This is a genomic window from Clostridium kluyveri, assembly GCF_001902295.1.
Lineage (GTDB): Bacteria > Bacillota > Clostridia > Clostridiales > Clostridiaceae > Clostridium_B > Clostridium_B kluyveri_B.
Genome location: NZ_CP018335.1, coordinates 83,605 through 97,049, shown reverse-complemented (window position 1 = coordinate 97,049; position 13,445 = coordinate 83,605). Strand labels below are relative to the sequence as shown.

General features: G+C 32.2%; 20 protein-coding genes. 3 read left to right on the top strand and 17 right to left on the bottom strand.

Annotated features, from left to right (window positions below; genetic code table 11):
* The first annotated feature begins 116 nt into the window (after window positions 1-116).
* A complete protein-coding gene (locus tag BS101_RS00630) occupies window positions 117-638 on the top strand; it encodes a hypothetical protein (RefSeq protein WP_073537095.1) in 522 nt (173 codons plus the stop codon).
* 269 nt (window positions 639-907) lie between these two features.
* Here the strand turns inward: BS101_RS00630 and BS101_RS22215 are convergent, their stop codons facing one another.
* From BS101_RS22215 to BS101_RS00615, 3 genes are all read right to left on the bottom strand, one after another.
* Window positions 908-1,945, bottom strand: coding sequence for a BRO-N domain-containing protein (locus BS101_RS22215; protein ID WP_083585616.1), 1,038 nt, complete (start codon window positions 1,943-1,945; stop codon window positions 908-910).
* A 1-nt stretch (window position 1,946) separates the two neighbouring features.
* Window positions 1,947-2,759, bottom strand: a complete 813-nt coding sequence (locus BS101_RS00620; protein ID WP_073537094.1) for a BRO-N domain-containing protein — start codon at window positions 2,757-2,759, stop codon at window positions 1,947-1,949.
* 112 nt (window positions 2,760-2,871) lie between these two features.
* The gene (locus BS101_RS00615) at window positions 2,872-3,081 is read right to left on the bottom strand and encodes a helix-turn-helix domain-containing protein (protein ID WP_073537093.1); all 210 of its coding nucleotides are present in this window, start codon (window positions 3,079-3,081) and stop codon (window positions 2,872-2,874) included.
* Between the two features lie 147 nt (window positions 3,082-3,228).
* On the opposite strand from BS101_RS00615, the gene BS101_RS00610 reads away from it, so the two are divergent.
* Together BS101_RS00610 and BS101_RS00605 are read left to right on the top strand one after the other, a co-directional pair.
* Window positions 3,229-3,828: a helix-turn-helix transcriptional regulator gene (locus BS101_RS00610; RefSeq protein ID WP_073537092.1), complete on the top strand. Its 600-nt coding sequence runs from the start codon at window positions 3,229-3,231 to the stop codon at window positions 3,826-3,828.
* Window positions 3,829-4,121: 293 nt separating this feature from the next.
* Window positions 4,122-4,775, top strand: coding sequence for a hypothetical protein (locus BS101_RS00605; protein WP_073537091.1), 654 nt, complete (start codon window positions 4,122-4,124; stop codon window positions 4,773-4,775).
* A 40-nt stretch (window positions 4,776-4,815) separates the two neighbouring features.
* On the opposite strand, the gene BS101_RS00600 is transcribed toward BS101_RS00605, so the two are convergent.
* From BS101_RS00600 to BS101_RS00540, 14 genes are all read right to left on the bottom strand, one after another.
* Complete coding sequence (locus BS101_RS00600) at window positions 4,816-5,529, bottom strand: Rha family transcriptional regulator (RefSeq protein ID WP_073537090.1); 714 nt, start codon at window positions 5,527-5,529, stop codon at window positions 4,816-4,818.
* 206 nt (window positions 5,530-5,735) lie between these two features.
* Window positions 5,736-6,575, bottom strand: a complete 840-nt coding sequence (locus BS101_RS00595) for a tetratricopeptide repeat protein (RefSeq protein ID WP_073537089.1) — start codon at window positions 6,573-6,575, stop codon at window positions 5,736-5,738.
* 159 nt (window positions 6,576-6,734) lie between these two features.
* Window positions 6,735-6,866, bottom strand: coding sequence for a hypothetical protein (locus tag BS101_RS24140; RefSeq protein ID WP_278335258.1), 132 nt, complete (start codon window positions 6,864-6,866; stop codon window positions 6,735-6,737).
* The gene (locus BS101_RS00590) at window positions 6,866-7,321 is read right to left on the bottom strand and encodes a phage tail assembly chaperone (protein ID WP_073537088.1); all 456 of its coding nucleotides are present in this window, start codon (window positions 7,319-7,321) and stop codon (window positions 6,866-6,868) included. The genes BS101_RS24140 and BS101_RS00590 overlap by 1 nt, the downstream gene beginning before the upstream one ends.
* Before the next feature lie 234 nt (window positions 7,322-7,555).
* The gene (locus BS101_RS00585) at window positions 7,556-7,972 is read right to left on the bottom strand and encodes a phage tail tube protein (protein ID WP_073537087.1); all 417 of its coding nucleotides are present in this window, start codon (window positions 7,970-7,972) and stop codon (window positions 7,556-7,558) included.
* Between the two features lie 18 nt (window positions 7,973-7,990).
* The gene (locus BS101_RS00580) at window positions 7,991-9,409 is read right to left on the bottom strand and encodes a phage tail sheath family protein (RefSeq protein ID WP_073537086.1); all 1,419 of its coding nucleotides are present in this window, start codon (window positions 9,407-9,409) and stop codon (window positions 7,991-7,993) included.
* A complete protein-coding gene (locus tag BS101_RS00575) occupies window positions 9,410-9,763 on the bottom strand; it encodes a hypothetical protein (protein WP_073537085.1) in 354 nt (117 codons plus the stop codon). It lies immediately after the preceding gene.
* A 4-nt stretch (window positions 9,764-9,767) separates the two neighbouring features.
* Window positions 9,768-10,595, bottom strand: coding sequence for a hypothetical protein (locus tag BS101_RS00570; RefSeq protein WP_073537084.1), 828 nt, complete (start codon window positions 10,593-10,595; stop codon window positions 9,768-9,770).
* Window positions 10,580-10,834, bottom strand: a complete 255-nt coding sequence (locus tag BS101_RS00565; protein ID WP_073537083.1) for a hypothetical protein — start codon at window positions 10,832-10,834, stop codon at window positions 10,580-10,582. The genes BS101_RS00570 and BS101_RS00565 overlap by 16 nt, the downstream gene beginning before the upstream one ends.
* A gap of 4 nt (window positions 10,835-10,838) precedes the next feature.
* Complete coding sequence (locus BS101_RS00560; RefSeq protein WP_198039543.1) at window positions 10,839-11,249, bottom strand: hypothetical protein; 411 nt, start codon at window positions 11,247-11,249, stop codon at window positions 10,839-10,841.
* Window positions 11,249-11,632, bottom strand: coding sequence for a hypothetical protein (locus BS101_RS00555; protein ID WP_073537081.1), 384 nt, complete (start codon window positions 11,630-11,632; stop codon window positions 11,249-11,251). The genes BS101_RS00560 and BS101_RS00555 overlap by 1 nt, the downstream gene beginning before the upstream one ends.
* Window positions 11,629-11,958 (bottom strand): hypothetical protein, encoded by a 330-nt coding sequence (locus tag BS101_RS00550; protein WP_073537080.1) that lies wholly within the window; start codon window positions 11,956-11,958, stop codon window positions 11,629-11,631. The genes BS101_RS00555 and BS101_RS00550 overlap by 4 nt, the downstream gene beginning before the upstream one ends.
* A gap of 45 nt (window positions 11,959-12,003) precedes the next feature.
* Window positions 12,004-13,038 carry a hypothetical protein gene (locus tag BS101_RS00545; protein ID WP_073537079.1) on the bottom strand — a complete coding sequence of 345 codons (1,035 nt, stop codon included), beginning with the start codon at window positions 13,036-13,038 and terminating at the stop codon, window positions 12,004-12,006.
* Between the two features lie 15 nt (window positions 13,039-13,053).
* On the bottom strand, window positions 13,054-13,431 hold the full coding sequence (locus BS101_RS00540; RefSeq protein ID WP_073537078.1) for a DUF2190 family protein: 378 nt from the start codon (window positions 13,429-13,431) through the stop codon (window positions 13,054-13,056).
* Window positions 13,432-13,445 lie beyond the last annotated feature (14 nt).

The window sequence follows — 13,445 nt, the reverse complement described above, 5'->3', positions numbered from 1 at the left end:
AATATTTATTTATAGAATTATCACTATAAGAAAGTGAGGTGTTAATTATAAATAACAATTTATTTACTCAAATAATTGCATTAATTGGTTGTATAACTGGGGTATGTAGTTTAGTCTTGAATTTTTATAAAATATTATCTGAAAAACCACGAATAAAACTTGAAGACTATAGCCTCTATTTAAATGGTTTTTTCAATAACAACAAAGAAAGCTTTAAATGTCATAAAATTTTAATTATAAATTTAAGAATAAGCAATATCTCCCTTGTTCCAGCATCTTTAAAAAACGCCATCATAAAATATAACACTATAATTCTTAGACCAAATCCTAGATATAAGATAAATGAAATTTCAATCAAGCATAGCGAATCAAGTGGTACGAGCTATCTAATTGACAAACAACTTGATTTCCCAGTAATAATTGAGCCAATGCAAATTATTAATTGTTCACTAATATTTCCTTTTGCTGACGAATTATTTAAAGTTTATGTTGATAATAATTGCAAACCCATAGAAATTGTTTTGACTTTATTTACCCCAGATAAAAATTTAAAATTTAAAACCAAAATATTTGAATTAAACAAAGAAAATATTACAAATTGTCAACACGAGAATAAAGAAAAGCTCTATAGAATGTAACAAGCCATATATTATATGGCTTTTATAATTACGCTTATCATTATAAATTAATATATCTAATTGTCCTTGAACTTTTCTCAAGCGTAGCTACTTCTCCAATTCTTTAATCTGTTGCTCCACCTCTTCCTCCCCCCTTCTTTCACCCATAACAAAAGCACTTGCCATATAAAAACCGGCCTCCCATCAGCTAGCGTTTATGTCTAACTTCTGGGGGTCGGTTCATTGCAGCAAGTGCTTATTTATGTTCTAAGCTATTTTTGTACTTTGTCTTAAAATTTTAAGTGTAATATTAAAAAGCCTACAATAATTTCTTTCCCTTCTGTGGGTAGAAATTTAAAGTCATTTCTTGAAATACACTTTTTCTTTATGGATACCACTTCATCTACTGTGTAAGTTTTTAAATAATGTCTTAAAAGCTCTAATAATTTCTTTGCAAATTCTTCAACATCATCTTCATCAGACTTTATCATATCTATAATTTCTGAACCAATTCCATTCTTTTCACAAATCATTTTATATATGGACATCTTTATAGCTTCATTTATTTTAAAATCATCAGCAATAAATTTACAAACCTGCAGTTGTTCCAGGATTGGCATATTATTATGTGTTTCTTGAGTTTCTGTCTTGAAATAGTTCTCAATTTCTTGTATATCTTCCTCCCTGAGAACCAATAATTTTACTAACTTATCAACACCCTGCTTAGGCATAATGATTAAATTACCTATAAACGGAGAAACATTATTATACTCTTTAAATCTTTTAAGTTCTTTACCTTCCAATAAAAAGTAATCTATCCCTCTTTTAAAACTACTATTATTTCTAAGGTAATAACTCAAATTGCCAGCCGGAACATTTAGAATTCTCTCCAAATCTTTAAGTACCATAACAAGATTGCCATTGTAAAACTTTTTAACTAGGTTGCGTGGAGCTTCAATTTTGGGTTGCTCTGCTTTCTCTGTTGAGTAGAAGCCTGTTTTTCTTATGGATGGTAAAACCTCATCAGCTACCCAATCTGAAAACTTTTCTGCATTAGGTTTATGACTTTTAAATGCCAATTTATATACTCCACTTTCAGTGAGAAACTTTTCACCTGCATTATTTAACTTTCGGATGTCCTTTAAGTGGACATCCGAATTCTTTAACAATCTAACTTGATTATTATTCATTTTAGATAAATAATTTCTAACCGTGCTATCTGCCATTTCCAAACATTTCCCCACATGATATGGATTAAAATAAGCCATGCCATTAAGTTCAAAAACTTCTACTTGTTGTTCTTCAAACAACATTAAATTAGCACTCATATCACATTACCCCCTGTAAAGAACTTAATAGCTCCACAAGTTCTAAGAATGAACTTTCAAAATACAGAGGTTGGGTTTCCTTTTCTGTTCCTCTGGAAGAAATAACATTTTTACCATATTTCAATCCTTGTCCAATTAATACCTTATATCCTTTGTACCCCTGTTTGTTAGTTGATTTTGTGGTTCTTTCTTCCATAAACCTATTTTCTATCATAATTTTATTAAATTTTCTTATTGTATGGGGCAAATTAAACTTTTTCAATAATTCTGTAGCAGACCTTCCGATCTCTTCATCCACATATTCAGGGAGATATGCAACACTTAAGCCTTGTGAGATATTAAAATCTTTTATCATCTTAACTTCACTAGCCTTACTTACTTTCAGCCTGTTCATAGTAAATTCCAGCTGTAACTGCTCCATTTTTAGTTTTTCTAACTTTTCATCAAGGTTTATTACATTGTTATCTTCATATTTACCTGTTTCTCTTAACTGTGGTAATACATCAATTGCAAGCCAATCTTGGAACTTTTCTGCTATTTCATTACTTGCCTTAAATGCTAGTTTATATACTGCCGGTTCTGGAATAAAATCTCCTTTTTTAATTTCGCCCAATTGTGGTTGAAAACCTCCTAAATATTCATTAACTCTTTCCCATCTAATCCATGAATATTCTTTTCCACCACTTTTGGTGGAAACTCCTATAATTCCTAAGCACCTAGCAACTCTTTCGGCATCAAATACCCATTCTCCATTTTCCAACTTTACGGCCAGATTAAATATGTCATTCTGAAAAAATCTTACTAAATTATTCATATATTATAATCCTCCTTTGATTTTATCGCCAGAATAAGTTATAATACATATAGCGATTGTATTATAAAGCTTATTCGGCAACCAGCTTGTTATTTGCGGTAACAAGCTGGTTTTAGTTTTCCTTAATATAAACAATTTCTTCTACATCAACATCTAAAGCTTTTGCCAGTCTTCCTGCTATTGTGGGTCTAACATTTGCTTCATTATTCATAACTTTTGATATTGTATTTCTACCTACCCCTGATTTAATTTTAAGTTCTGTGGTTGTCATTCCTGACTTTGCAAGAGCCAATAAAAATTTATTACAATTAATTTTTAACATTTAAACCCTCCCTTTTCGTTTATTTAATACTCATATTGTTTAGTTTATATTTAAATATTACTACTCATATTGAGTAATGTCAACTATTTTATTCAATTTGTTTGTTTTTTTACTCAATGTGTTTATAATGTAAATGGAGGTGTTATTTTGCAAATAGGTTCAAAAATACGTGAATTAAGAAAACATAAAAATTTAACCCAAAAAGACCTTGGCAATAAAGTTGGCTTATCAGAGCAAGCTATATCTCAATATGAAAGAGACGAAAGACAGCCTAACCTAGAAATTTTAAATAAAATAGCTAAAGCCCTTGAAACAACTATAACTGAATTAATATCAAATAATAAATTACATAGATATAATGATGAAAAAAATTATAGTACACTCTACATGGATAAAAATACTCTTGAAGACGCAATTTCAGAACTGAAACAAGCCAGAATCAAAAACGGTATAAGCTTAAAAAAGATTTCTAGCTTATTAAATATTGACTGCAATTTATTAAAAAATATTGAGAATGAACATATCCCTAATGCTGAAATTACTATTAATTATACTAGCTTGCTAGATGATTTAATTGAATTAAGAAAGTCTCTTATTTCTTCGCTCATTGATTATGGAATATTTAATGATTACAGTGAAATAGATTTATCCGTTCTACTAAAATTAGATAATGGACAGTATTCTACCTTTATTTCAAGGATTCAGCGTTATATTAAATTTGTTCTTGATGAAATCAAAGAAGATTAATACCCACACCCGCCTTTAAAACGGGTGTGTTTTTCTATTAAAAAAGAACCACGTTTTACTCTATAATTAAATTAGAATACCCTTATTAACCTCAGAGTAACTTTTATACTATTCTGCGGTTTATTTGTCTTTCAGTTATTTTTGAATTCTGTAGAAAGTAGCAGGAAATTTTTAAATTTTGTAGAATTTTATACTTATTGGAATTATATGAAAAATAACTTTATTTAAGCTATACGGTAACATCACATATAACCATACTTAAATATTCAATGAACTGGAGGTTTTTTATATTTATGAAACATGATGATTTCTATTCAAAATTAATAACCGAATTTTTACGACAAGGTTTTTATTTTGACGTAGAGAATTTTTCAAAAGAGCAAATAGAAGACAACAGTTTACTTGCATTAGCTCTTAAAATAAGCACTCCAATTGTAAGCCATTTTTCCCATTCACCTATAAGTATGAGAATACACCCTATTTTTAAAAAAGAGGCTTTTAAAAATGATATCTACAAAATTTATTCTTTTGCAGATATTGTCCTTTACAAATTTATCCTATCTCAACCTGTAATAGCAACAATTATAGACTCAAATTCAATTGAGAATTATAAATTTAAAAGTATTTTTGAGGAATTTGACAAAGCAATTTTGAACTTTAGACAACATGCTGCAACAATAGGTTTATCGAAATTAGGTGTAACGGGTATTATTTTTTGGGTGTTTCATGATTCGAATATGGCAAAAGATTTTATAAATAACTTTCAAAGGCGATTTAAAATATTTCACCTTTGGAAGAAAATATGGAGCATTTCATGGGTTATAGATACTTCAAGTAAAAAAGTTTATAGCCATTCAGGCTTGCCTTTCTTGACAAAGGGTGTTATTAAAAAAGATGACTTAGAAAATAATATTTTTAAAAGCTTACAAAAAACAATCAGCATCTAACTTTCTACTGTTTAAAGGGATATGTATTTTGCATATCCCTTTAAGCTATCAATCTCTGCATTGGTAAGTAAGCATATTTAACTATTTGCTCTGCTCTTTCTTTGCATATAGCATAAATATCATGGTATTCTGTACCATTTTCCATTTCTTCTCTTACTGTATTCAATATCATATCTTCTATAAACGCTATAGTGTCTAATACCTTTCTGGTTGCATATTCTCTTTGTCCTTTTTTAATACCTACTTGGGTATTTACCAACCTTGAATAATTAGTAAATATTAAATCTGGATTCTTTTCATATGTTTTGCTACCTTGATTAATTGCATATTTTAATAATTCATCTAAAGAATCTGTCTCATTTCTTCTTACAAGCTTTCCATTCTTTCTTGTTTGGAGCCATTCACTGGATAACTTTTCTTTAATAAAGGCTTCCATTTTATTAAAAGCTTCTATATATTTTAATTTCCACTGTAAGGCTTTTTGTCCTGTAAATCCCATAACAAGCAAGCTAAATCCATCACGTGTCATAATATATTCTGGGTATTTCTGATTATTTTGCTTATGCAAATAACTACTTTTTATAAAATAATTCCTTATAGGGGTTTCCTCAATTTTGTGGAGACCCTTAATAATATTTTCAATATCTCTCAATACCTGATCGTGCCTTTTATCAAAATTTTCGGCAATAATTCTACTGCTTACTAATACTTTTTCTCTCTTTGTAAATAACCCTAAATCTATTAATTCTTTCATTTAATTTTCCTCCCAAGATTTATTTAATCAGGAGCGACCGGAACATACCCGGTCATGCTTCTCTCCTGGAAGGTTAGAGGGGATATCTCGCGACATGCCATAACCTCTAAAATAAAAAACGCCCCAAAAGGTGTTTTTTATCATTTTTGAACAATATAAAAAAGAACCACATGAGTGATTCTTTTTCTTACTATTACTGTATATTCTTAATCAAATACACTACTTAGCTGTTCCAACTGTTCTAATTGCTGTAAATTAGTCTTAGCATATTGATTGTTAGAATCTAATTGTATAGCTTGATTAAAATACTTCTTGGCATTTTCATAATCTTTTTTACCTTCATAGCCTAACCCCAATATATTATATGCATTTGATTTTTCTTCATTAGTTTTAGTATTTTCTATATATTTATTTGCAGCACTAATTGATTCATCATATCTTTCTAAATGTGAATAAACATATGATAAAGCATAATAACTTTCATTATAACTAGGAGATATTTTAATCGCTTCATTTAGGATTGTTGCTCCTTGATTCAAGTCTTTATCTTTTCCTTTCCCTTCAATATACATCCAAGCTAAATCGTTCATAGAATCTGTTAACACATCTTTTCCGTTTTCTTTTTCCCGATATACTTTCCATTCACCATTGTCATTAACAACATATCTTTTATAATTTACTGACGTATCCTTATTATTATAATTATCATGGCTACTATCAGCTACATTAAATTCAACAGCATTTTCATAAGTAACGTTATCTAATTTTTTATTTTTGTACTCATTACCTTTATCTACTTTTGCACCTTTAAAAGTATAAGTTTCACTTTGGGTTTTAATCCATTTAATAAAATCTTCTTTTTGAAAATTCTTTTTACTTGCCTCTGCCAAGGTATCATAAGCTGCTTCTGCATCTCCATTTTTAATATTGTCATAATAACTATTCAAAACTTGAGCAGGATCTCCTTTAGGTGCACACCCCACAAATCCAACTGATAAAATTACTATTGACATTATTGCTAATTTAGAAAGTAATTTTTTCAACATAATCTCCCCCTTAATTCATACTTTATCAACAATATTGTAACAAATTGTATATATTTTGTCCAACCTATTCCATAATACAAGATTTATGGGGGAATTTCTATTAAAATGTATTTTTGATATACATGTATCAATATTCCACCTAAAAGAACCTTAATTATACTACTTCTTTGTAAGCTTATTTTCTGCTTCTATTTCAAGTTCAGCACTGGCCAGATACAGTTTTTGCTCGTATTCAGACATATTACGAAATTCTCTAAATTTCAAGTTATGTCTTACCCATAAGAAATTCATTAAATAGAGTCTGTATCTGGTTCTAATGAGTTTTTTATCTCTTCTATATCCTCAGCTTCATCATTATATCCACTTAAATCAAAGATCTTGTTTATTAAATCATCCATTTCTCCTGCAAGTAATCGCCTTTTTATAACTTCTTTTCCATTGCTGACTTTTAATGCAGCTTTTAGTTTCTCATTATTCCAATTAGGTGACACTGTAGCCTTTTCAATTGTCTCCGCATTGAAATTTTCATCATCAAATACATCTTTTTCAAGCTTAGAGCCTTTTACCTTTTCTGAATGTGTATTGTCCTTTCTTATTTTACTTATCTGCTTGCCTGTTAGAGCCTTTAATTTTATTGGTATTCCAAGCCTCTGTATAACAACTGTCCTTGTAGGTACCTCTATTTCACCTAAAAGAGCATCTATAACATCATCTTCACTCATGTTTTGCATTTTTTCTATATCCATTTCTTAAATTCCTCCTAAATAATTATTTTAAAACATAAGAAAAGAACCACATTTAAGCGATTCTTTTAAAATTATTAACTATTAATTTCTAATATTAAGCCTTTCTTTAATGGCTGATTGTAATACCTATGAAAAGTTAATTTTATTTTCTTCAGCTATTTTATTTAGCCACCAGCGTGTTGTTTATGCGTGTCAAGGGATATTAATATATACCTGAACTTGCTTATTTTTTATCTACTCAGCTTCTATTGCATCCAGAAGATCAAAACCAATGAAATTGAAAGGTGTTTCCTCTTCTACAAGGTCCCCTGCTTTTAAATTTACTAACTGCAGCTTTGTAGCCATGCAATTCTTTAACCTTATGGATTCATACCCATAGGCTTCCGGGTCATCAAGTTTAGTTATTATTTCAAACCTTTTAAACCCTCTTTTTATCATGGCAGAGGTTACTTTAAATCCTTTCATATTGCCTGAGCCCTTTTTTGTACCTGCCTTATATTGAGTCCAATCTGATCCCAAAAGATTAAGTTCTTTAACATCTATTTCCACATCTGCTGTACATTCCTGTAGATAGGTTTGCTTGGTACCATCAACTAACACTTCTCCAAAACGCCCATGTATCGGTCTTCCTGGTTCTAATACATCATCCATATTTTATCCCTCCTATTCCTAACTTATATAGCCAGTTCCGTATATCTTTTTCATTACATTTATATAGTCTGCAGCCCATTTCCAGTAGAACTCATCATCTTTTGCATTGGCCTGCAGGTCAGCGTCAACCTCCACAGTAAAGTCTCCTATTACACCATCACCTTGCAATGTTTCAAAATACTGTTTTAGAGCCGATAAAACAACTTTCTGCCCCAAATCCCCATTAGGAATTTTTCCTATATAGTCTCTCTTTGTAATAGTCGTATCTGCATTTACTGTGTGCATGAATCTTACAGCCCTAATGTAGCCAAGAGACTCGCTCTGGTCTTCTCCATAGGATTTTAATGTGTTCACATCATCAACCACTATGGCATTTGTAGCAATACCATCTCCTGCAAATATCAAAGTACCTGCATTTAAGCATTGTTCTATCTGTTCCCTGGTTAGTTTTGGGGATACATCTGAAAAGATAGTTTCTTTATTGCAGATACTTTCCTTCATAGTTGCGGCTGCAATTATTCCTGCTACATAACATGCGCTTTCACCAGGAGTATAAGTTATGCCCTCATAAATACCTCCATTACCTACATTTACTACGCATTCATTATTAAATGCCTTTGATTGTGTATTCGCAGCATCAATAGATGTACTTGACAAACCACCGAAGCAACCTATAACGTCATAGCCTACAGCTTTATTTCTGTCTATCCATGCCTGTACAGTTGTCTGGAGAGCAGTATCTGCTATACCATCCAATGTAAATACATTTATCTTGTATTGTTCAAAAGCTGCCATAGCATCCACATAGTTTTCATTTGTTATATTTTCAGTTCCATTACTTCCACCTTCCAGTGGTTGGTTTACTATGCTTGCCAAAGTATCGTTGCCATCTGCAATTTTAGTAGCTTTAAGCCACAGATTCTCTTCATTGTTATTTATTGATTCAACCATTTCCTGTATTGTTCCAGATACCTTGAATGTATATAACTGTCCAGTTCCTTCATATAAAGTTACATCTGTTAAGGTTTCATCTGCAATATCAGGCTTTACTGAAACATTAAAGTTCCTAGTTGTAGAATATAAAGTCTCAAGTTTTATAACATCTGTCGGAGTTCCCGCAGTATCTTTTAGCGTAATACTTGCAACCTTCTCTTCTCCATCACCCATCCTGTATAAAAAAAGTTCTGAAGGCTGCCCCAAAAGAACTAATTTTCCAAGTTTATAGGCACTCAAAGTACTGTTGTTTCCAAACGCCTTTTTTAATTCAGGTTCTGCACTTACAGAAGTAACTTTTCCCATAGGACCCCAATCAGACTTTACAGGCATAGCCACAACTCCCTTAGTGCCTTGTGTCAGCCTGTTTTCAGCCATCCATTTGAACCTGTTATAAAAACCTGGTATGGTTTGTTTATTTGTTTCACTCCATGTCCCTGCCATTTATTTCACCTTCCTTTTTAGAAATACCTCTATTGCCTTTTTAAAATCATCTTTAGTTAATTCTTTTTCTTGGCAATCAAATAAAGCACCCACTGCCACTTCTCTTTTATGGCCTGTAAGTGCTTTACTGTTTTTAATTAACTCCTCAACCGAATATTTAATTTCCTGACGAGGTATATTTATATTAATCGTAGTTGATGGTATTGTCGATCTTCTATCCTCTATAACATTATTTACAGATATAACCGGTGTTAAATCTTTGCTACTAATTGATGAAGTCTTAGTATCTGAGCTTACAGTTGAATTTACAGTTTCCTTCTCAGTATCGTTATTTTTAACTTCAGTATCTGCCATATTATCACTCCTTCATTGAACCTCTGCCTTGAATTTTATTCATGACAGGAATATTTTTTCTCTTAATATTTTCTAATCTAAAAAAATCCACACTAAGTTGACCCACTGTAAATGGATCTGCTTCTCTGTCTTCTCTTATGCTGCTTATGGTCAAATACCTTCTATCTTCTATATCTAAAGGTATCTTTGTGTCCTGAATTAATTGATTCTCTACAGTATCAATTAATTTATTGGCCATACTTTTATCTTTACTTACAAAATGGCATCTTATAGTCTTCATAACCCTGTTAGCTCCAAGTGTCGCAGGAGATAAATTACTTTTAATTATCCTACATAATACAGAAGGTGCTGCAAAATTTTTTATCCAATACTCAGAAGGATACGCCGGAATATTTATAAGATTATTTATATAAGCAGCCACAGCACCAGCCCATGCATCCACATAAGAGTCATTTTCTTCATGCAGAGCTATGACATTAAAATTCAGTCCTCTTGTAATAGCATCCCACTCTTCGTCTGCAAAATCATCACCTACAGTGCCATTAAAAACGCATGTATAACTTTCTCCTGTATCTTCAATTATGGTCTGTAAATCCAATGCTGCTATAACCTTATCCATTAAACTATCCAGTGTATTAAACGTAAGTCTTTTATCGTACAACCATATTTGTATACCTCTGTTATAGGATGTAGGATTGTTCTGCTTATCATCAGACCCTTGAAGTATTACCGCATAAGGCTTTTCTGTGGATTTATCAGGAACAGTAGGCTCATAACACTCTTTAAGTGCTGGAATACTATCTAGCAACTTCTCCCTTATTCCGTCACGCATTGTTTTTCTACCTTTGCTTTAGTTTTTATATTTACATTATCTGCATAAAATTCTACAGCAACTGTATGCACTTTTTCAACTTCAATATTTGCCTTTACACTTTTTATAAATATTTTCTTTGTATAATCAACGCCATCTATAAAAATTTTACACTGTTCTGACGTACCATCTGAAATTATTTCAACGTCAGGGAACCTTTCATCATGATTTGGTGCTTGTATTCTTTTTTCATCACTCATCTAATCAATCCTCCCATAATTTAATTGCAGTATCCTTGATTTTATATTTATTCTTTTCCATAGTAGGACCTACTGTTGCATATTTCTTGGTACCTGGGTGATGTACAAGTTTAACAGGGTGATCTGCATCTTTCCAATATAGGGCTTTCTTATTCTTTGGCCTTATTATATGTGGTTTTGAACCCCCTTCAAGCACTCCCCCATATTCCACTCCATGACTTAAAGAAATAGTATATTCTTTATTTTCAACTTTCACATCTCCATGAAGTGACTGCCTTGCATGTGCTGATCTATCTTTCCACGGAGCATTTACTTTAGCCTGGTTTTCTAATTCCCTTGCCCAATTGTCACAGAAAGAATACATCATAGCATTTTTTCTATTTATAAAATTTAGTACGTTATCGCTAAAAGCCATTACATCACCTTCTCCAAGCCGCAATCATAACCACATATCTCCCCTTTTATAATCTGAGGGTATACATTTTTTACTTTCATGTGGCCATAAGGACAGTTAAATTCTATGGAAGTTTTACTATCTACGTTCAAATCTGCCTCACTGTCAGCAAGCATTCCATAAGCTGTATTTTTATAAGACGTACCTATTGTACCTGAAGAAACTGTTATGCTGCTGTCATAAGTTTTCTGTGGAAATATCCTCACTGTTAGAATTACATCCTCTGTTACTTCTTCAAAATGTCCGTTTACGGGCTTTTTACCAACCTTAGTAAAAGATATTTCTGTAGGATTCTGAGCTATACTCCAGTTTATATCCCTTTTCCTTCTCTCTGCTGTAATCATAAATTTACCTCCACATCTGCACCAATCATAAAGCTTGACCTTCCAGCGCATTTAGCTTTATATGTCTCTGCATTTTTATAACATAGATTTGCAATATCAGTCACAGTTGAATATTGATACCTTTCCTGCCCTACCTGATATACATTAGGATTATCTACATTACTCTCCTGCATAGTAGCTTTCATCATCCATCCTTCACTGGCAGCACAATATATACAATCAGCATCAGATATTAGAGAATCTAGTTCATCATCAGTGAACGTCTTGCTGTCCCTATCATTTAGTACCATTCTTAATTTTGTTCTTAAACTATCAGTGGGTGTCACAATATCACCTCCATGAAAATAGAGCCCATTTAAAAGCAATGAACCCTATCCTAAAGTTATTTCCTGTACATTTTCATCTAATGCAGCATAACAACCTCTGTAAGCATATCCTACAATTTGCTGTTCCACTAATCTTGAAAGATCTCCTGCATGTGATTCTATTTGAAGATCCTGTTTTAAAAGTTCCTTGAATCCTCTCTTAGGTCTTATCAGGTAACACTTTCCATCAGCTACTCCTGGATATGAATAGCTCTTTCTTCCAACTTGAGTAGACCATCCGTCATAATAAATTATTGAGCTTATTCCACTAACAGCAGGATAAGTAGTACCGTTTATCTGGTATCCACCTTTAAGAGCCATTTCAATATTATCTTTATTCATACTGGATGCAAGTAAAACAGTGCCTGGTCTTTTAGCCTTGTTACAATCAATTATAGCCTGGGTCAATGTTTTATAGTACCTTACCCACACGTCCTCATCAGTTGACCCCTGATATGGAGTTTTATTAGCTGTCTTGTAAGTATAGTTGATTATCGGAGAAAGATATATGTGGTTAAGAAGAGCATTATATGCTTCACCCATAGACCTGTTCAGTATATCCACAGAGAAATTATCATTAAAATCCTTCATCTCTTTTGTATATTCAAAACCAGCTGTGTAAGTTAAAAGTCTTGCAGTTGGCCCATATTCAACCTGCAGAGAACCAAATTTAACTTCTTCCCCTTCCATGTGTTCTGTAAATACTACTGTTCCGGTTAAAGCCCATTTTGCATCTATAAGTTTAGGCATAGTTGGATCTGAAAGCAAATCATAAATAGGAGAATATAAAAGTGGTACCTGCTCACGTCCAAGTTCAACGTCAAGTACCACTTTTTTTAACAAATCCTTATATTGTGCCAAGCTGTTACTTCTTAGCATTTCCCCTATAGGTTTTGTGAGAACATAAGTTTCCATCTCACCATTGACTATCTTTTTAGGTGCTGAATACTCTTTCCCATTTAATTTAAAAGGTATTACAGTATCTATAGTCTGTGTTTTTTTTGCTTCCCTTAAAGAATCTATACTATAAATTTTTACCATGTTTTATAAGCCTCCTTATACTTGTGGTCCTAATATGAACCATATTACATTATTGCTGTCTTTGGCAGCCGATATAATCCCAACTTTTTTATTGGTACCAGCAGTTTCAGTTAAAACTTTACTAGCAGCATCAAAGTAAATTAATGTACCCACTGCAAACTCCTCATCAGTCTTTATCTGGTTTGTTTCATACTCTGCCTGTTCAATCGCAAGTACCACTTCTTCTCCCACTGCTGCATCTTGGTTGGCAAGTCCGAAGAATCCTCCTATCTGATAAAAGTTCCCCTGTGCAACTTCCTCAGTGGCTGTAAGTCTGACCGATTTACCATCACTAATTTTTCCACTTGATATATTTATTATCGTACTTGGTGTAGGTTGTCCTGTAAATGCCATTTATACTCACCTTC